The 17,149-nt window shown below is 73.0% G+C and carries 16 protein-coding genes and 4 tRNA genes; 17 read left to right on the top strand and 3 right to left on the bottom strand.

The window, feature by feature from the left end:
* Positions 1 to 13: 13 nt before the first annotated feature.
* Together FRCN3DRAFT_RS0227430 and FRCN3DRAFT_RS0227425 are read left to right on the top strand one after the other, a co-directional pair.
* Positions 14 to 544: a DUF3145 domain-containing protein gene (locus FRCN3DRAFT_RS0227430; protein WP_007519531.1), complete on the top strand. Its 531-nt coding sequence runs from the start codon at positions 14 to 16 to the stop codon at positions 542 to 544.
* 355 nt (positions 545 to 899) lie between these two features.
* On the top strand, positions 900 to 1,193 hold the full coding sequence (locus FRCN3DRAFT_RS0227425; RefSeq protein WP_007519529.1) for a DUF4193 domain-containing protein: 294 nt from the start codon (positions 900 to 902) through the stop codon (positions 1,191 to 1,193).
* Between the two features lie 161 nt (positions 1,194 to 1,354).
* Here the strand turns inward: FRCN3DRAFT_RS0227425 and FRCN3DRAFT_RS46585 are convergent, their stop codons facing one another.
* Positions 1,355 to 1,972: an isochorismatase family protein gene (locus tag FRCN3DRAFT_RS46585; protein ID WP_007519527.1), complete on the bottom strand. Its 618-nt coding sequence runs from the start codon at positions 1,970 to 1,972 to the stop codon at positions 1,355 to 1,357.
* A 99-nt stretch (positions 1,973 to 2,071) separates the two neighbouring features.
* On the opposite strand from FRCN3DRAFT_RS46585, the gene FRCN3DRAFT_RS0227415 reads away from it, so the two are divergent.
* From FRCN3DRAFT_RS0227415 to FRCN3DRAFT_RS0227395, 5 genes are all read left to right on the top strand, one after another.
* Positions 2,072 to 2,884, top strand: a complete 813-nt coding sequence (locus FRCN3DRAFT_RS0227415) for a DUF3097 domain-containing protein (protein ID WP_007519525.1) — start codon at positions 2,072 to 2,074, stop codon at positions 2,882 to 2,884.
* A 193-nt stretch (positions 2,885 to 3,077) separates the two neighbouring features.
* Entirely contained in the window at positions 3,078 to 4,016 is a 939-nt protein-coding gene (locus FRCN3DRAFT_RS0227410) for an N-acetylmuramoyl-L-alanine amidase (protein ID WP_007520134.1), read from the top strand.
* 292 nt (positions 4,017 to 4,308) lie between these two features.
* Positions 4,309 to 4,381 (top strand) — tRNA-Gly (locus FRCN3DRAFT_RS0227405).
* Positions 4,382 to 4,424: 43 nt separating this feature from the next.
* A tRNA-Cys gene (locus FRCN3DRAFT_RS0227400) sits at positions 4,425 to 4,496 on the top strand.
* A 27-nt stretch (positions 4,497 to 4,523) separates the two neighbouring features.
* Positions 4,524 to 4,595, top strand: a tRNA-Val gene (locus FRCN3DRAFT_RS0227395).
* Positions 4,596 to 5,015: 420 nt separating this feature from the next.
* Here FRCN3DRAFT_RS0227395 and FRCN3DRAFT_RS0227390 read toward each other — a convergent pair.
* A complete protein-coding gene (locus FRCN3DRAFT_RS0227390) occupies positions 5,016 to 5,447 on the bottom strand; it encodes an SsgA family sporulation/cell division regulator (RefSeq protein WP_007520135.1) in 432 nt (143 codons plus the stop codon).
* 539 nt (positions 5,448 to 5,986) lie between these two features.
* On the opposite strand from FRCN3DRAFT_RS0227390, the gene FRCN3DRAFT_RS0227385 reads away from it, so the two are divergent.
* Positions 5,987 to 6,058: transfer RNA gene (locus FRCN3DRAFT_RS0227385), tRNA-Val, on the top strand.
* Positions 6,059 to 6,849: 791 nt separating this feature from the next.
* Positions 6,850 to 7,362, top strand: coding sequence for an HIT family protein (locus FRCN3DRAFT_RS0227380; RefSeq protein ID WP_051467206.1), 513 nt, complete (start codon positions 6,850 to 6,852; stop codon positions 7,360 to 7,362).
* Positions 7,363 to 7,457: 95 nt separating this feature from the next.
* On the opposite strand, the gene FRCN3DRAFT_RS0227375 is transcribed toward FRCN3DRAFT_RS0227380, so the two are convergent.
* Positions 7,458 to 9,575, bottom strand: a complete 2,118-nt coding sequence (locus FRCN3DRAFT_RS0227375; protein WP_007520138.1) for an elongation factor G-like protein EF-G2 — start codon at positions 9,573 to 9,575, stop codon at positions 7,458 to 7,460.
* Between the two features lie 368 nt (positions 9,576 to 9,943).
* Between FRCN3DRAFT_RS0227375 and pgsA the strand changes: the two genes are divergently transcribed.
* The 8 genes from pgsA to ruvC all read left to right on the top strand — a co-directional run.
* On the top strand, positions 9,944 to 10,783 hold the full coding sequence (gene pgsA, locus FRCN3DRAFT_RS46580) for a phosphatidylinositol phosphate synthase (protein ID WP_083401277.1): 840 nt from the start codon (positions 9,944 to 9,946) through the stop codon (positions 10,781 to 10,783).
* 19 nt (positions 10,784 to 10,802) lie between these two features.
* On the top strand, positions 10,803 to 11,759 hold the full coding sequence (locus tag FRCN3DRAFT_RS0227365; RefSeq protein ID WP_007520141.1) for a phosphatidylinositol mannoside acyltransferase: 957 nt from the start codon (positions 10,803 to 10,805) through the stop codon (positions 11,757 to 11,759).
* Entirely contained in the window at positions 11,756 to 12,895 is a 1,140-nt protein-coding gene (locus FRCN3DRAFT_RS0227360) for a glycosyltransferase family 4 protein (protein WP_007520143.1), read from the top strand. Before FRCN3DRAFT_RS0227365 ends, FRCN3DRAFT_RS0227360 begins: the two co-directional genes overlap by 4 nt.
* A 67-nt stretch (positions 12,896 to 12,962) precedes the next feature.
* Positions 12,963 to 13,565, top strand: coding sequence for a hypothetical protein (locus FRCN3DRAFT_RS46575; RefSeq protein ID WP_051466383.1), 603 nt, complete (start codon positions 12,963 to 12,965; stop codon positions 13,563 to 13,565).
* 342 nt (positions 13,566 to 13,907) lie between these two features.
* Positions 13,908 to 14,852 (top strand): pyridoxal 5'-phosphate synthase lyase subunit PdxS, encoded by a 945-nt coding sequence (pdxS, locus tag FRCN3DRAFT_RS0227350; RefSeq protein ID WP_007520608.1) that lies wholly within the window; start codon positions 13,908 to 13,910, stop codon positions 14,850 to 14,852.
* A complete protein-coding gene (gene pdxT, locus FRCN3DRAFT_RS0227345) occupies positions 14,849 to 15,460 on the top strand; it encodes a pyridoxal 5'-phosphate synthase glutaminase subunit PdxT (protein ID WP_007520606.1) in 612 nt (203 codons plus the stop codon). Before pdxS ends, pdxT begins: the two co-directional genes overlap by 4 nt.
* A gap of 345 nt (positions 15,461 to 15,805) precedes the next feature.
* The gene (locus tag FRCN3DRAFT_RS0227340; RefSeq protein ID WP_007520604.1) at positions 15,806 to 16,561 is read left to right on the top strand and encodes a YebC/PmpR family DNA-binding transcriptional regulator; all 756 of its coding nucleotides are present in this window, start codon (positions 15,806 to 15,808) and stop codon (positions 16,559 to 16,561) included.
* Between the two features lie 117 nt (positions 16,562 to 16,678).
* Positions 16,679 to 17,149 (top strand): crossover junction endodeoxyribonuclease RuvC (gene ruvC / locus FRCN3DRAFT_RS0227335; RefSeq protein WP_007520602.1); only part of this gene is annotated, 471 nt, incomplete at its 3' end.

Genomic DNA, 17,149 nt, shown 5'->3' with positions numbered 1-17,149 from the left:
GTACTCCGTGGTCATGTCGTCAGCCCAAGGGCTGTCATCCAGCTCGGCGTCGAACGTGGTGCCGGGCATGTTGTCGGTGCTCGCCTGCCCGCCGGCGCTGTGCCCACACCTGGAGTTCGCCGTGTCCGGCGCGCTGTCGGCGACGGTGTCACTCACCTGGTCGCCGCAGCCGGCCCGGCCCGGCTGTCTCTACGCGGGGCTGGAGTGGCGGGGCGCTCCCGCGACCGCCGGCCGGCTCGCGACCCGGCTGCGCCGTCTCGGCCACGTCACCTTCGAGGTCGTCGAGGGCCCGTCGCCCGGCTGCGACGCGGAGCGCTACTCCTACACGCCCGACCTCGGCCTGCACCGGGTCGGCATCGCCGCCAACGGCGACGTGGTCATCGGCGAGGCGGCGCTGCGCGCCCTGCTGGAACGCGGCGAGGGCCGCGACACCCTCGCCCGCGGCCTGCACCGCCTGCTCGGCACTGACTGGGACGACGTGCTCGAGCCGCTGCGCCGTGGCTCCCACGGTGCCCCGGTGACCTGGCTGCGCCGGACCGGATAAGGTCGGGCGCTGGGTCGGGGGCTTCGCCCCCGACATCCTGGGCGCCTCGCGCCCTCGCCTGCCTCGCGCGGCTCGACGTGGATGTCCGTGTTCGGGGTATACCAGGTCCGGCCCGATGACTGGGCTGGCTGGCCTTCCGCTGGTCTGGGCTGTTCGGCACGCCGCGCGGGGGCCGATGTGACCACGCTGCGCGGTGGCCCGGTCGTATCGTGTGGCGAAGGCCACAGGAAAGTCCAGGGCACAGCCTGGGCACATTGCCAGACAGTCGTGCGTTGTGGGTTGGGCACGAGGAGCGCAACCTACGGAATCGGCTTCGTCGATTCCGCGGGGACCCTGACCATCTGGGAGAAATCAAGTGGCCACCGACTACGACACCCCCCGTACCGCGGATCTCGAGGACGCCCCCGAGCAGAGCCTTGAGGCCCTCAAGGCGCGGCGGGCGGACGCGGCGGCCGACCTCGGTGATGAAGTCGACCCGTTCGAGACCGAGCTCGACCTGCCCGGAGCCGACCTGTCTGGCGAGGAGCTGAACCTACGGGTACTGCCTCGCCAGGCCGACGAGTTCACCTGCACCAGCTGCTACCTGGTTCATCACCGTAGCCAGCTGGTGGACGCTCGTCGCATGATCTGCCGGGACTGCGCCGCCTAACGAAGATTTGCCGCGTAACTGGGAAACAGCTCGTTTCCCACCGCGCTGGCCCGGTCGCCGGGGTCTCCGGGGACCCTGCCGAATTGGCGATGCCAATCCGGCGGGTCCGCGGCTCAGCCCCCGGCTCCGGACCCGCGCGTCCCTACGAGATCACGTCTTCCCTACGAGATCACGTCTGATGGAACCCGCGGGGGCGCATCCACCTGCACGCCCGCGGCGCGCAGCTCGGCGACGGTGCGTTCGTCGTCGCCCGGCTGGAGGTTGACGAAGCGGGTGAGCTCGAGCGGGACGATGACGTCCAGCCCGAGTCGCCGCGCGTCCAGTGCCGTCTCCTTGACGCAGTAGTCGCCGGCGAGGCCGACGACGACCACCTGGCGACAGCCGGCCGCGGCGAGCCGCTCGCCGAGCACGGTGGAGGTCCGCGCGCCCGACTCGGGGTCGCGCACCGAGAACCCCGAATAGCCGTCGGCGCCGTCGGCGCCCTTGCGAACCACCTCGCCGGTGACGCGCGCCCCGGCATGGAACTCGGCGCCCGCCGTCCCGGCGACGCAGTGTGGCGGCCAGACGCCACCGGACGTGACGAAGTGTGGTGTGACCTCGGGGTGCCAGTCCTGCGTCCAGAAGACGGGTGACCCGGCGGCCTCGGCCTCGGCCACCTGCGCGTTGACCGCGTCGACGATCTCCTCACCGCCCCGCACGTACAGGCTGCCTCGCGGCGTCGCGAAGTCGTTCTGCAGGTCGACGACGATCAACGCCACCCCGGGGCCATACGTCGTCATCGGCGTGTTCCTTCCGTGTCGCCCGCTGTGCCCGCCCCGCCGTGCCCGCCCGGTGTGCCCGCGTGGGGGCAGTCGTGCTGTGATCCTAGGGTGTCGGGTATGCGTAGCCGTGACTATGGCCGGGACGTACTGGCTCCGTCCGCGAAGAAGGCGCCGGCGCCCCTGCCCATCGTCGAGGCCGAGCTGGACCTCGTCGTCGAGGACCGGGTGAGCGGCTTCTGCGGAGCCGTCGTCGAGCTGGACGCCATCGGGGTCACCCTGGAGGACCGGTTCGGCGTGCGCCGCCTCTTCCCCCTGGAGGAAGGGGCGTTCCTGGTGGAGGGCCGGCGGGTGACGCTGGCGCGGCCGCGCCGGGCGGCGCCCACGGGTCCCTCGCGGACCGCGTCCGGCTCGGTCGCGGTGCCTGGCGCGCCGGCGCGGGTCGCCAGGGCCAGCCGGATCTACGTCGAGGGCCTGCACGACGCGGCGCTCGTCGAGCGGGTCTGGGGCGACGACCTGCGGGTCGAGGGTGTCGTCGTGGAACCTCTCGACGGCGTGGACGAGCTGCCGGCGATCGTCGCGGCGTTCCGGCCGGGCTCCGGGCGCCGGCTGGGGGTGCTCGTCGACCACCTGGTCGCCGGCTCCAAGGAGAGCCGGATCGCCGCGTCCGTCACCGGCGAGCACGTCCTGGTGACGGGCCATCCCTACATCGACATCTGGCAGGCGGTGAAGCCCGCCTCCGTCGGCATCCGGGCCTGGCCCGAGGTGCCGCGCGGTCAGCCGTGGAAGGAAGGCGTGTGCCGCGCGCTCGGCGTGCGCGAGCCGGCAGAGATGTGGCGGCGCGTGCTGGCGTCCGTGGACAGCTACAGCGACCTCGAGGTGGGTCTGCTACGAGCCGTCGAGGAGCTCATCGACTTTGTCACCACCGGCTGATCCGCCCCCGTCCGCGAGCCAGCCGCTGTCGGCCGGCGGTCGGCGGCCGACCGGGGTCCGCAGGCCGACCGGGGCCCGCGGGTCCTCGCGGCCGCCGCGGGCGGGTGCGGGGCGCCGGAGCGCGCCGGCCCGGCGAGGGCGGCGCAGCCGGTTGGGGTTAGCGAGACGGTCGCCGCTGGCCGCCGGTCGGGGGATGCCCCGGCCGGTGCTCGCGGTGGTGGCGGTCGCGGTGCTGCTGCTGGCGGCCCTGGTGGCCGTGCTGGTGGCCGGCGCGACGGGAGGCACTCCGGCGCCGCCGCGGGGCGCCACCGTGGCCGGAGGGCCCGGCGTCGCCGGCGCGGGTGGAGCGGGCGACACGGCCGCTTCGGCGGTGCCCGGCGGGGTCCCGTCGGCGACGGCGGTCCCCAGCCCGGTGGTTCCCAGCTCCGCGGCCCCCGGCGCGGCGGGGCCCGGCGTCGACCTGCGCGGACGGGTGGTCGTGCTCGACCCGGGGCATGACGGCGGCAACGGCGCGGCGCCGGCGCAGATCGACCGCAAGGTCGACGCCGGCGGCTTCCTGAAGGAGTGCGACACCGTCGGCGCGAGCACCGACGCCGGCTACCCGGAGCACGCCTTCACCTGGGACGTGGCCAACCGGACGGCCCAGGTGCTGCGGGACCGCGGCGCCACCGTCGTGCTGACGAGAAAGGACGACACCGGTATCGGCCCGTGCGTCGACGCCCGGGCCCGGGCCAGCGCCGACGCGCATGCCGACGCCGCCGTCTCCATCCATGCCGACGGCGGCCCGGCGGACGGCTTCGGGTTCCACGTCATCGCCCCGGACCGGGGGCCCGACAACGTGAACGCCGGCATCCTGGTGGCCTCGGGCCGGCTGGCGACCCAGCTGCGCGACGCCTTCGCCGCCTCGACCGGCGAGGCACCAGCCAACTACCTCCCCACCCACCAGGGCATCGTCGATCGGTCCGACCTGGGCGGCCTCAACCTGTCGACGGTCCCCAAGGTCTTCGTCGAGTGCGCCAACATGCGCAACCCGGCCGACGCGGCGCACGTCAGCGACCCGGTCTGGCGCCAGCGCGCCGCCGACGGCATCGCCGACGGCATCGCCCGTTACCTCACCGCGCCCGGGAGTTAGGCGGTCCCGTGGTGCCTCACTCGGGGGTCCACGGCAGATCGATGGCGCTGATGGCCGCGCAACATCTGGACGACGCTCGCGCGCTGTTCGACGATCGGCCTCGCCGTCCGCTAGAGTTCATCTTGCACCCGACGGGGAGCGGCAAAGTGGGGCAAACCGGTTCAACCCGATCTTCTGGTCGACCGGAACCTGCTGCTAGACTCCGGAGGGCGGCGAGCCGGCCAACCCGTGAACGAGTCGTGAGACACGGTCGCGGGAACGGGATCCGGATCCTGTAAGGTAGGCAACGCACGCGGACGTGGCTCAGTTGGTAGAGCATCACCTTGCCAAGGTGAGGGTCGCGGGTTCGAATCCCGTCGTCCGCTCGGAAGTAGCGAGGTCACGAGGTCACGCCACAAGGCCTCCTCCGGCGGAGTGGCCGAGTGGTTTAGGCAAGGGCCTGCAAAGCCCTGTACGCGGGTTCGATTCCCGCCTCCGCCTCGCACTTACTTGGGTGTAAACCCTTTCGGGCGATTAGCTCAGTGGGAGAGCGCTACCTTGACACGGTAGAGGCCACTGGTTCAATCCCAGTATCGCCCACGAGCCGGATTCGGCTGCTCGCCTCCCTTCGGGGAGGCTTCGCCACCGGCCGTGATGCCTGCCCAGGGGGCGACCCCCTGGAACCCCCGGGTCAGGGGCTTCGCCCCCGATACCCCCGGCCGCTCGCGCTTCGCGCGTTGCGGCCTTTTTCTTTTCTTGCGTTGCGCTGGTGGGTGCGGGGGCGTTGGGCTTCCGGGGCGGGGCGACTTAGGCGGCCCTGTTCACGTGGACAGCTGGCGGATGCCGTTCGGTCGAGGGGTGGGTCTTTCAGCGGTCGGGCTGGGTACCTCGGCGCGAAGGGCGCGAAAAAACCCGCTCGGTGGAGGGTCCCACCGAGCGGGCTGGCGATTGTCGTTCGCCGAACGGTGCCCGCACCGGATTTCACGGGTCGGGCCCCTTACGGCGTCCGACCCGGGAGCGTCACCGGTCGGGGCCGCCCCAGATGAGGAGAGCCAGCTCGGCGTCGAGGTCGATGACGTCGCTCTCGCTGCCTAGCGGGACCGCGGCGTAGGTGCGGCGTAGGAACGCCAACACCTCCGAGCGGGGCATCTCGAACAGCGCGTGCCCTGACGGGCTCGACAGCGACAGGCAGACGATCCTGCCGCCGGACTGCGCCGCGGGCCAGACCTGGACGTCGCCGTCCCCGGCCGGGCGGCGGACTCCGTCGCTCAGGAGCTGCCGGGCGAAGGTCCACTCGACGACCTCGTCCGCTCCGGTGCGGAACCCGATGCTGACCGCGTACGGGTCGTCGGGCTCGTACCGGACCGTCGCGGCGACGGGGACTGGAGCACCTCCTGGCACGACGAGCCGGAGGGCGAGCTCTGCGGTGATCGAATCGTGACGAATAGTCATCGGGCGGCCTCTCAGCGGTGCGGTGGTGCGGGCGAGCACCCGTGTAACGAGATAGTTCCCACTCTGCGGCTCGTAGGAAACAAGGTTATGCCAAGACAACATCTGTTACGACGGTTCGGGCGAGTTGCCTGGCCGGGGAGGTGTGCCCACATCCGTCAGGCCCCCGCGGTGGAAGGCCCGGCGTCGGTCCGAGCCGCCGGGAGGCGGCGTCGGCCCTCGTTGCGAACCCCCACCGGGATCCCCCCGGACACGGATCCCACTGTCGTGGCCGTGCGCCGATATCGTTCCCCGCGGCGCGGGCCTCAACCACGGCGAGTGCCGACCAACGCCCACAGGACCACCAGCGACGGGACATCAGTCCGACATGGGACGGACATGCCCCTGACTCGGAGCGAGACCCCGGCGGAGACCGAGCGGCCCGCCGTTCCGCCGCTCCCGCCGGGTTGTGTAAGCTGAGCCCCGCAGCCAACTGATCGAGGAGCCGCTCGAAGGCCAGCCAGAGATCGGCCAGCCAAAGATCGGGTTCGGCTGCGTCCAGCGGGCGTATAGCTCAGGGGTAGAGCGCTGCCTTCACACGGCAGAGGTCCGTGGTTCGAAACCACGTACGCCCACGAGCCGGATTCGGCTGCTTGCCACCTCTGGTGGCTGCGCCACCGGCCGCGATGTCCGCCCAGGGGGACGACCCCCTGGAACCCCGAGCCGGATTCGGCTGCTTGCCAACCTTTGGTTGGCTGCGCCACCGGCCGCGATGTCTGCCCAGGGGGGCGACCCCCTGGAACCCCCGGGTCAGGGGCTCCGCCCCTGACACCCCCGGCCGCTCGCGCTTCGCGCGTTGCGGCCTTTTTCGTTTGTTGCGTTGGGTCGGGTGGGTGTGGGGCGTTGGGCTGCCGAGGGGGGATTGCTGTCGCGGTTTCCCGTTTGCTCGGGGACTTGGTCGCGCTTGGGCGGCCGGGGGTCATGAGTCTCCTCGGGTCGGGTGTCGGTCCGAGTCTGGACGGTGGCCGAGGTGGTGGCCACTGATCGATGAGGTCCATGTCCCGGTATGGCCGGTAGCGGGTGAGCGGGTCACCCTGGGCGGGACGGCGACACACCGCGCGTCACCCTGGTGGGGGACGGGGACGCCGGTGGATCTGGGGCTTTGGCGTGGACGGGTGCTGGGACGGGCCAGTGCCACCGAGCCGCGAAACGGTGCGGGTGGGCCACCGCGGCGGAGCGTCGGCGAGGTGGTGGGCGGCCGCCCGTCGTCGGATGGGCGGGATTGGTTCAGGGCTGGTGGGGGCGCCGCGGCTGGTACGGTCGGGGCGCGGTGCGGGATGCAGGGATGTGAGGTAGGCGGTTGAGCGGGACGGTGGACGGCTCGGCGCCGAGCGGTATTCCGCTGGACGAGCAGGCGGGCGTCGGGATGCCGGACGCATTCCAGCGGCTGTACACACCGCACCGGATGGCCTACATCAAGGGCGAGGGACGGTCGGACGACGACGGCTGTCCGTTCTGCCTGATCCCCGCGATGACCGACGACGACGGCCTCGTGGTCGCTCGCGGCGCGGTCGTCTACGCGGTGCTCAACCTCTACCCGTACAACGCGGGGCACCTGATGGTGGTCCCTTACCGGCACGTCGCCGACTACGCCGACCTCACGCCGGACGAGACGACCGAGATGGCGTTGTTCACGCAGCGGGCGTTGCGCGCGCTGCGGCTGGCCAGCGGGGCACACGGGTTCAACACCGGGATGAACCTCGGATCGGTCGCCGGCGCCGGGATCGCGGCGCATGTGCACCAGCACGTGGTGCCGCGCTGGGGCGGGGACACGAACTTCATGCCGGTGATCGGCGGCACCAGGGTGCTGCCCGCGCTGCTGGGCGAGACCAGGGTGCTCATCGCCGAGGCCTGGGAGAAGATCGTCGGCGAGGACTGACAGCGGCAGGCGCGCCATCGCGTCTGGCGGCACGGCCGCCGGCCCGCCGCCTGCCCCCTGTCGAGGCGGGGGTGCCTCGACAGGGGGCAGGCGGGTCAGCTGGCGCGATCGCGGATCATCGTGGCTGCCAGCTGGTCGGGCATGGGCTCGTAGCGAGCCGGCGACCGGGTGAAGGTGCCGGTGCCCTGGGTGAGGGAACGCAGCTCGACCGCGTAGCGGATCATCTCCAGCTCGGGGACCTCGGCCCTGATGACGGTACGGCCGACGTCGCCCGCGCCCAGGGGCTCCATGCCGATCACACGGCCGCGGCGGCCGGACAGGTCGCCCATGACCGCGCCCACGTGCTCGTCGGGCACGAGGACCGAGACCTCCAGGATCGGCTCGAGCAGCGCGACCCCCGCCTTCGCGGCGGCGTCGCGCAGGGCGAGGCCGCCGGCGACCTGGAAGGCCAGGTCGGACGAGTCGACGCTGTGCGCCTTGCCGTCGACCAGGCGGACCCGGACGTCGACCATCGGGCAGCCGGTGGCGACGCCCCTGGCCAGCTGGGCGGCGAGGCCCTTCTCCACGGACGGGATGAACGAGCGGGGGACCGCGCCGCCGACGATCTCGTCGACGAACTCGAAACCCGCGCCGGCGGGGAGCGGCTCGGCCTCGATCTGGCAGATCGCGTACTGGCCGTGGCCGCCGGACTGCTTGACGTGCCGGCCCAGGCCGTGCGCCGCCCCGCGGAGGGTCTCGCGCAGCGCGATCCGCGGCTCCCGGCGATCGACATCGACGCCGTAGCGGCTCGCGAGCCGGTCGAGCAGCACGTCGGCGTGTGCCTCACCCATGCACCACAGCAGCAGCTGCCCGGTCTCGGCGTCGGTCCGCACGGTCACCGTCGGGTCCTCGGCGGCCAGGCGCCCGAGCGCCCCCGGCAGCTTGTCCTCGTCGGACTTGGTGCGCGGTTCGATCGCGATCGGCAGCAGCGGCTCCGGCATCGACCACGGCGCCAGCAGGCGCGGGTCGTCCCGGTCTGACAGGGTGTCGCCCGTCTCGGCGGTGCCGAGCTTGGTCACCACGCAGATGCCGCCGGCCTGGCAGGCGTCGACGGGGTGCAGCGCCGTGCCCGCCGGCAGCGACAGCCCACCGATCTTCTCGTCGACGTCGTGGTCGGGATGGCCGGCGGCGGCGCGGCCGTGACCCGAGACGTGCACAGTGGCGTCGGGGCGCAGCGTGCCGGAGAAGACCCGCACCACCGACATCCGCCCGACGTAGGGGTCGGTCGTGGTGCGCACGACCTCGGCGAGCAGCGGGCCGTCGGGGTCGGCGGAGATCCGCGGGCAGTCCGAACCGTCGCAGCGGGTGAGCGGCGGGATCGGGTGCTCGGCGGGGGAGGGGAACGCGTCGACCAGCATGTCGAGCAGCTCGACCGAGCCGACGGGCGGACCCGCGCCGTTCGCGGCGCGGGCGAAGGGGAGCACCGGGTGGAAGGAACCGTGCGCGATCGCGGTCTCGGCGTCGTCGAGCAGCATCTTGGGGTCGAGCTCCTCACCGCTGAGGTAGCGGTCGAGCAGGCTTTCGTCCTCGCTCTCGGCGATGATGCCCTCGATCAGCGCGCCGCGGGCCGCCGCGTAGGGACCGTCGAGCTCGGCGCCTTCGTCGACCTCATGCCGACCCTTGGGGCCGTACTCGACGACGCGGCCGGTGAGCAGCCCCACCAGGCGGGCTCCGTCGCCGCCCTCGGTGGCACCGTCGGGCAGGAAGACCGGCAGGACGCCGGCGCCGAAGGCGTCCTGGCAGGCGGCGACAGCGGCGGTGAAGTCGGCCCTCGGGTGGTCGAGGCGGGTGACGACGACGGCGCGCGGCATGTTCACCTCGGCGCACTCGGCCCACAGCGCCCTGGTGGCGCCGTCGATGCCGTCGATCGCGCTGACGACGAACAGTGCGGCGTCGGCGGCGCGCAGCCCGGCGCGCAACTCACCGACGAAGTCGGGGTAGCCGGGGGTGTCCAGCAGGTTGATCGTCATGTTCCGGTGGCACAGCGCGGACAGGGTGAGGCTGATCCCGCGGGCCGAACGGTGCTCGCCGTCCCCGTGGCGGGCCTGCTCACGGCCCTGCCCGGCGCTCCCGGGCCCGGCCACGCTGAGCAGGTCCTCGGCCAGCGCGGTCTTACCCGCGCCGGTGTGACCCACAAGGACGACGTTGCGGACTTTAGCCGCGGCAGACGGCATCTCGGCCTCCGTTCGGATCCAGCCGAGCGCCTCCCTAGCGCGCCATGGGCCGATGTTCCGGGGCCCTGAACTCCAGGGGGCGGAGGCCGCCGCGCGGGAACAGGAAGATCATGTGTTCGCGCCTCCTTGGGCTGGCCTCCTGCGCTCGGACGGTTGCTGACGTCGTCGCTCAGCCTGCGCTCATGTGACCTAAAGCACAAGAGGAGGTGAACCTTGAGTTAGTTCCCCGCAACACCCGGTGTGGCACCAAGCGCTGGCTCCCGGTGCGCGGGACCCTGGCGCCGGCGTTCCTGAGGGCTGGCACAGCAGTGGGGATCGGTAGGGTGAACCCGCGCGAAAAACACCGCGCCGGACACGACGGGACGGACATGCTCGCTAGCAAGGCGCGGCCGCAGATCAACCGGCTGCTGGAGCCGTTCAGCCGATGGGCGGCCAGGACGTCGCTCTCGCCGGACCTGGTGACGATCATCGGCACGGTCGGCGTGGTCGGCGGCGCGCTCGGCTTCTTCACTCGCGGAGTGTTCTTCCTCGGCACCCTCGTGATCACGCTGTTCGTCTTCTCGGACCTCATCGACGGCGCGATCGCTCGGGCTCGCGGGATCTCGTCCAAGTGGGGCGCCTTCCTCGACTCGACCTCCGACCGGATCGGCGACGGCGCCGTCTTCGGGTCGCTGGTGATCTGGTACGCCGGTGACGGTGACTCGCTGCCGCTGGCCGGCGCGGCGCTGATCAGCCTGGTCGCGGCCGCCGTCACCTCGTATGTCAAGGCTCGGGCGGAAAGCCTCGGCTTCACCTGCAATGTCGGCCTGGCCGAGCGCGGTGAGCGGCTGCTCCTGCTGCTCGTCGCCGCCGGCCTCTACGGCCTCGGCGTGCCGTACCTGCTGCCGGTCGCGCTGTGGGTGCTCGCCGTCGCGACCGTCATCACGGTCGTCCAGCGGATCTGGCACGTGTACCGCCAGTTCCAGCGTTCCGGTGGGGCCGGTGCCGCGGCGCTCGCGTCGGCCGCGGCCAACATCGACGCGCCCGCGGCGGACGCGGCGTCGGGCCCGGTCGACGCGCCTCCGGCGGGCGGTACCGCGGCCGACGCCAACGGAGCCGCGGCCGTCGGGATCCCACCGCACCGGGCCAGCGGCCCGGCGGGGCCGATGGCGGTGGTCGGCGCGGTGGCCGGTGTCGAGGTGGCCGGTCCGGTCACCTCGGCCGGCTGAGCCCGGGACGGCCCGTCCCGTGCCCTCCCCAGGTCGGTTCACCGACCTCGCCTACGCGGTGGGCTGGCGGGTGGTGCGCACGCTGCCCGAGCGGCTCGCCGCGCGCGGCTTCGCCGCCGGGGCCGACTGGGCCATCCGCCGCGGCGGCAAGGGGGCGCGGCGGCTGCGGTCGAACCTCGCGCACGTCGTGCCCGAGGGCACCGACCTCGACGCGCTGACGAAGGCCGCGATGCGCTCCTACGCGCGCTACTGGCTCGAGGTCTTCCGGCTCCAGGACATGCCGCCCGAGCGCTACATCGGGGACATGGCCGTCCGCGACGAGCACCACCTGCGCGATGCCTACGCCGCCGGCAAGGGCATGATCCTCGCCCTGCCGCACATGGGGAACTGGGAACAGGCCGGCGCGTGGCTCGCCGGCACCGGGGTCCCGTTCACCACCGTCGCCGAACGGCTGCGGCCCGAGTCGCTTTTCGATCGGTTCGTGGCCTTCCGCGAGTCGCTGGGTATGGAGGTCATCCCGCTCACCGGCGGCGCCGAGCCGCCGTCGGCACTGCTCACCGAGCGGCTGCTGGCCGGCGGCTGCCTGTGCCTGCTGGCCGACCGGGACCTGTCCGCGCGCGGCGTGCCGGTGGAGTTCTTCGGCGGGCGAGCGCGGATGGCGCCGGGGCCGGCGGCGCTGGCGCTGCGCACCGGCGCCGCGCTGCTGCCGACCACGCTCTGGTTCGAGGGGGGCGGCTGGCGCGCCCGGATCTTCCCTCCCGTCGAGCACACGGACGTGGCGACGATGACCCAGGCGATGGCCGACGCGTTCGCGACGACGATCCGCGAGCACCCGGCCGACTGGCACATGCTGCAGCGCGTCTGGCTGGACGAGCCGGGCCAGGCGGCCGGCGCGGGCCAGGCGGCCGGCGCGGGCCAGGCGGGCGGGGCGGGCCAGGCGGGCGGGGCGGCCCAGGCGGGGCCGGGGGAGCGGTGAGGATCGGGCTGGCCTGCCCCTACACCTGGGACGTCCCGGGCGGGGTGCAGGTACACGTCCGTGACCTGGCCGAGACGCTGATCGCGGCCGGGCACGAGGTGTCGGTGATCACCCCGGCCGACGACACGGACGCGCTGCCGCCCTATGCCGTCGACGCCGGCCGGGCGCTGCCGGTGCCATACAACGGCTCGGTGTCGCGGGTGCTGATGGGACCGGTCTCGGCGACCCGGGTGCGCCGCTGGCTGCGCGAGCACGACTTCGACGTGCTGCACGTCCACGAGCCGACCGCGCCGAGCATCGGCCTGCTCGCCTGCATGCTCGCCGACGGCCCGATCGTCGCCACCTTCCACACCGCCAACCCGCGTTCGAAGATCCTCACTGCCGCCCAGGGCGCCCTCCAGCCGTCACTGGAGAAGCTGCGCGCCCGGATCGCGGTCTCCGAGGCGGCCCGGCGCACGATCGTCGAGCATCTCGGCACCAGCGCGGTACTGATCCCGAACGGGGTGCGTGTCGCCGCGTTCGCGGGTGCCCACCCGCTGCCCGGCTATGAGCCGCCGCGGCACACCGTCTGCTTCCTCGGCCGCATCGACGAGCCGCGCAAGGGGCTGGACGTGCTGCTCGCCGCGCTGCCGGAGCTCGCTCGCCGGGTGCCGGGCGTGCGCCTGCTCGTCGCCGGGCCGGGCGACGTCGCGGCGGTGCGGTCCCGGCTCGACCCGCTGCTGCGCGACCAGGTGAACCTCGTCGGGCTCGTGTCGAACGAGGACAAGGCCAGGGTGTTCGCCTCCGCCGACGTGTACTGCGCGCCGAACACCGGCCAGGAGAGCTTCGGGATCGTGCTGCTGGAGGCGATGGCGGCGGGCACCCCCGTCATGGCCAGTGACCTCGACGCGTTCCGCCGGGTGCTCGACGACGGCCGGGCGGGCCGGCTGTTCGGTGTCGGCGAGCCGGCCCAGCTCGCAGCCGGGCTCGCCGAGCTGCTCGGGGACGAGGTGGCGCGCGCCGCGCTCGTCCGGCACGGCCGGTCGGTCGTCGCCGGCTACGACTGGCCGGTGATCGCCGAGTCGATCGTCGATCTCTACCGTATGGTCACCGCCGGCGCCGGTCCCGTCTCCCTCGCCTCCGCCGCGGACGCCTGAACCCGGCTTCTGTGATGCTCGGGACGTCCCGGACCCAGCCGCCACCCGGTCGTCTACGCTGCCCGGAATGACAGTCGTCGTGGCCGTGGTCGCCGTCGTGGTGGCGATCGCGACCTACCTCACCTGGATGGCGCGCCGCCTCGACCGGCTCGGCGTCCGGGTGGACGCGGCCCAGGCCGGGCTGGCCGCCCAGCTGGCCGCGCGCGCGGGGGCGGCGGTGGCACTGGCCGAAAGCCGCGGGCTCCTGCCGCTGACCGCGGCGGCCGAGCGCGCGCTGGCCGGGCACGCGGCGCTGCGGGCCGGCGCGGCGCTGGACACCGGTGTCGAGGACACCGAGAACGAGCTCAGCCGCGCCCTGCGCGCTCCCGAGGTGGGCACCGCCGGCCAGGGCGCGCCGCAGCTGCTGCACGCCGTCGACTCGGCGGCGGCCCGGGTGGCGCTCGCCCGCCAGCTGCACAATGACGCGGTGCGCGATCTGCGCGCGTTGCGGGGCCGGCGCCTGGTGCGGGTCACGCGCCTGGGCAGCCGCCGCCCGCTGCCGGCCTACTTCGAGATCGACGATGCCCTGCCGGCGCGGTGGGGCGGGGGGCTCCACGCCAGATCGCGAAGCGATCTGGGAGGTCCGGGTCGCGAGCGCCCGACCGAGGTGGTCGCGGACCCGGCCATCTGACGTCCGGGCGAACGCCAGGCACCCGGAGTGATCAGCGGGACGCGCTGCGGCGAGGCTGAAGCGCGCCGGTCGGCCGTACCATGGGATTGGTATGTCCGCCCGGCCGGTGAGGGCCGGTCGAGGTCGGGGAGTCGCGACCGGACGCAGGGTCCGGACACAGGGTCCGGACACGGGGCGCGGCCCTGGACTGGGCCTCCGGGCCCCGCCCGTCCGACCAGCGCGCGAGTTCCGCGGCCCTCGGGACGACGGGGGCTCGCGGCCGTACGGCCGCGAGCCGGACCGGTGCGGGACATGACCAGAACGCATGACCGTGACGAGGACACCCGAGAGAGACGGATCGCCATGCCTGCCGGAGCCACGCCAGCTGAAACGCCCGCCGGAGTCCCCGCGCCCGCCGGGCCAGCGAGGCAGGCCGGCACCGCGCGCGTCAAGCGCGGCATGGCCGAGATGCTCAAGGGCGGTGTGATCATGGACGTGGTCACGCCCGAACAGGCCAAGATCGCCGAGGACGCCGGCGCCGTCGCCGTGATGGCGCTCGAGCGGGTCCCGGCTGACATCCGCGCCCAGGGCGGCGTCGCCCGGATGAGCGACCCCGACATGATCCAGGGCATCGTCGAGGCCGTCTCCATTCCGGTCATGGCGAAGGCCCGGATCGGGCACTTCGTCGAGGCGCAGGTGCTCCAGGCGCTGGGTGTCGACTACGTCGACGAGTCCGAGGTGCTCACCCCGGCCGACCCGCACCACCACATCGACAAGTGGGCGTTCACCGTCCCGTTCGTCTGCGGCGCGACGAACCTGGGCGAGGCGTTGCGGCGGCTCTCCGAGGGCGCGGCGATGATCCGCTCGAAGGGCGAGGCGGGCACCGGCGAGGTGTCCAACGCCGTCGTGCACATGCGCACCATCCGCGCGGAGATCGCCCGGCTGTCGGCGCTGCCCGCCGAGGAGCTCTACTCCGCCGCCAAGGAGCTGCGCGCGCCGTACGACCTGGTCGCGGAGGTCGCCCGGCTCGGCAAGCTGCCGGTCGTGCTGTTCACCGCGGGAGGCATCGCCACCCCGGCGGACGCGGCGCTGATGATGCAGCTCGGCGCGGACGGGGTGTTCGTCGGCTCCGGCATCTTCAAGTCCGGTGACCCGGCGAAGCGGGCGCGGGCGATCGTCGAGGCGACGACGATGTACAACGACCCGGGCGTGATCGCCAAGGTCTCCCGCGGCCTCGGCGAGGCCATGGTCGGCATCAACGTCAGCGAGCTGGCCCCCGCCGCCCGCTACGCCGACCGCGGCTGGTGAGTTCTTCGGAGGAGAGCGTCCGGATCGGCGTGCTGGCGCTGCAGGGGGACGTGCGGGAGCATGCCCGGGCGCTGGTCGCGGTGGGGGCGGAGGCGGTCGAGGTGCGCCGGCCCGAGGAGCTCGCCGCCGTCGACGGGCTGGTGCTGCCGGGCGGGGAGTCGACGACGATCGGCCGGCTGCTGCGGATCTTCGGGCTGCTCGAGCCGCTGCGGGCGGCGGTCGGCGACGGCCTGCCGGTGTACGGCTCCTGCGCCGGGATGATCCTGCTCGCTCAGGACGTGCTCGACGGCCGGCCGGACCAGCCGCTCATCGGCGGCCTCGACGTCGTCGTGCGGCGCAACGCCTTCGGCCGGCAGGTCGACTCGTTCGAGGCCGACCTGGAGGTCGAGGGCCTGGTCGGCCCGCCGCTGCACGCCGTGTTCATCCGCGCGCCGTGGGTCGAGAAGGCCGGTGACGGCGTGACGGTCCTCGCCAGGGTCGGGGAACATCCGGTCGCGGTCCGGCAGGGGCATCTGATGGCGACGTCGTTCCACCCGGAGCTGACGGGGGACACCCGAATGCACGAGCTGTTCGTCGACATGGTGACCCGGCGGCGCGCGCCGGGCTAACGGCGTTCGCCGCCTGGTGCCTGGTGCCTGGTGCCATGCCTCCAATGCCCGGTTCACGACGCCTGGTCGACGCCGGCCGCGGGGGGCGGTGGGCCAGTCGCGGTAAAGATGGTAGGAGGAAACACGACGTTCACCGGTCGGCCGGCTACGGTGCCCGCCGGCCCGGACAACCAGAACTCGGCCTTCGGGCGCGCATGGCTCCGCCGTTCTCGCGCACCCCTTGGCCATGTGGGATCATGAAGGTTCCCGTGCCGGGGACGGCCGGGCCGACGGACTGGCCGAAGGAGGTGCGCGCGTGCTGCGTCGTCGCGCCGCCAGAGGCGTTGGGTCAACAGAGGGGCAAGCATGAGCGGTCACTCCAAGTGGGCGACCACGAAGCACAAGAAGGCGGTCATCGACGCCCGTCGTGGCAAGCTGTTCGCCAAACTGATCAAAACGGTCGAGGTGGCCGCGAAGACCGGCGGCGGTGACCCGGCCGGTAATCCCACCCTCGCCGACGCGATCGCGAAGGCGAAGTCGCAGTCCGTGCCGAACGACAACATCGAGCGGGCGGTCAAGCGCGGCTCCGGTGAGCTGGCCGGTGGCGTGACCTACGAGTCGATCACCTATGAGGCCTATGGCCCGAGCGGGGTCGCCGTGATGGTCGAGTGCCTCACCGACAACCGCAACCGGGCCGCCTCGGACGTCCGGGTTGCCGTCACCCGCAATGGCGGCACGATCGCCGACCCGGGCTCGGTCTCCTACCTGTTCAACCGCAAGGGCGTCGTGCTGGTCACCAAGACTGCGGGGCTGACGGAGGACGACGTGCTGCTGGCGGTTCTCGACGCCGGCGCCGACGAGGTCAACGATCTCGGCGAGGCCTTCGAGGTGGTCGCCGAGGCCACCGACCTGCACACGGTGCGGGTCGCGGCGACGGACGCCGGCCTGACGGTGGAGTCCGCCGAGATCTCCTGGCTCCCGAGCGTCAGCGTGCCGCTCGAGGCCGAGCCCGCCCGCAAGGTGCTCAAGATCGTCGATGCCCTCGAGGACCTGGACGACGTCCAGTCCGTCTGGTTCAACGCCGACATCTCCGACGAGGTCATGGAGCTCGTCGCGGGTTGACGGCGGGAGTCGCTGCCCGGCGGCGTGTCGGGCGATGTCCGAACCGTCCCGTACTAGGATCCGAACAGGCGTTCGCTATCTCGGTGAACGCTCTTGTCCTGGGCGGAGGTTCGGCGGGTGCGGGTGCTCGGTGTTGATCCCGGGCTGACCAGGTGCGGGCTTGGGGTTGTGGACGGCGGGGGTGCTGGGCAGCGCGCGACGCTGGTCGAGGTCGGGGTCGCGCGGACGCCGGCGGATGAGGACGTGGCGATCCGGCTGCGGGACATCTCGCTGGAGATCGAGTCCTGGCTGGACCGGCACCGCCCGGACGCGGTCGCGGTGGAGCGGGTGTTCGCCCAGGCGAACGTGCGCACGGTGATGGGCACCGCGCAGGTCGGCGCGGTCGCGATCGTGCTCGCGGCGCGCCGTGGCCTGCCGGTCGCCCTGTACACCCCGAGCGAGGTCAAGGCCGCCGTCACCGGCAGCGGCCGGGCGGACAAGAGCCAGGTGACCTTCATGATCACTAAGCTGCTCGACCTCGCGGCGCCGCCGAGACCGGCGGACGCCGCCGACGCGCTCGCGCTCGCGCTGTGCCATGTCTGGCGCGGG

Source organism: Pseudofrankia saprophytica, assembly GCF_000235425.2.
GTDB lineage: Bacteria > Actinomycetota > Actinomycetes > Frankiales > Frankiaceae > Pseudofrankia > Pseudofrankia saprophytica.
This window is presented reverse-complemented; position numbering and strand designations above follow the sequence as displayed.

What these genes read in the sequence shown, in the direction of transcription:
- FRCN3DRAFT_RS0227430 (WP_007519531.1), top strand. Translation starts at nt 14, where the DNA reads ATGTCGTCAGCCCAAGGGCTGTCATCCAGCTCGGCGTCGAACGTGGTG.
- FRCN3DRAFT_RS46585 (WP_007519527.1), bottom strand. Translation starts at nt 1,972, where the DNA reads ATGACGACGTATGGCCCCGGGGTGGCGTTGATCGTCGTCGACCTGCAG.
- FRCN3DRAFT_RS0227415 (WP_007519525.1), top strand. Translation starts at nt 2,072, where the DNA reads ATGCGTAGCCGTGACTATGGCCGGGACGTACTGGCTCCGTCCGCGAAG.
- FRCN3DRAFT_RS0227410 (WP_007520134.1), top strand. Translation starts at nt 3,078, where the DNA reads ATGCCCCGGCCGGTGCTCGCGGTGGTGGCGGTCGCGGTGCTGCTGCTG.
- FRCN3DRAFT_RS0227390 (WP_007520135.1), bottom strand. Translation starts at nt 5,447, where the DNA reads ATGACTATTCGTCACGATTCGATCACCGCAGAGCTCGCCCTCCGGCTC.
- FRCN3DRAFT_RS0227380 (WP_051467206.1), top strand. Translation starts at nt 6,850, where the DNA reads ATGCCGGACGCATTCCAGCGGCTGTACACACCGCACCGGATGGCCTAC.
- FRCN3DRAFT_RS0227375 (WP_007520138.1), bottom strand. Translation starts at nt 9,575, where the DNA reads ATGCCGTCTGCCGCGGCTAAAGTCCGCAACGTCGTCCTTGTGGGTCAC.
- pgsA (WP_083401277.1), top strand. Translation starts at nt 9,944, where the DNA reads ATGCTCGCTAGCAAGGCGCGGCCGCAGATCAACCGGCTGCTGGAGCCG.
- FRCN3DRAFT_RS46575 (WP_051466383.1), top strand. Translation starts at nt 12,963, where the DNA reads ATGACAGTCGTCGTGGCCGTGGTCGCCGTCGTGGTGGCGATCGCGACC.
- pdxS (WP_007520608.1), top strand. Translation starts at nt 13,908, where the DNA reads ATGCCTGCCGGAGCCACGCCAGCTGAAACGCCCGCCGGAGTCCCCGCG.
- FRCN3DRAFT_RS0227340 (WP_007520604.1), top strand. Translation starts at nt 15,806, where the DNA reads ATGAGCGGTCACTCCAAGTGGGCGACCACGAAGCACAAGAAGGCGGTC.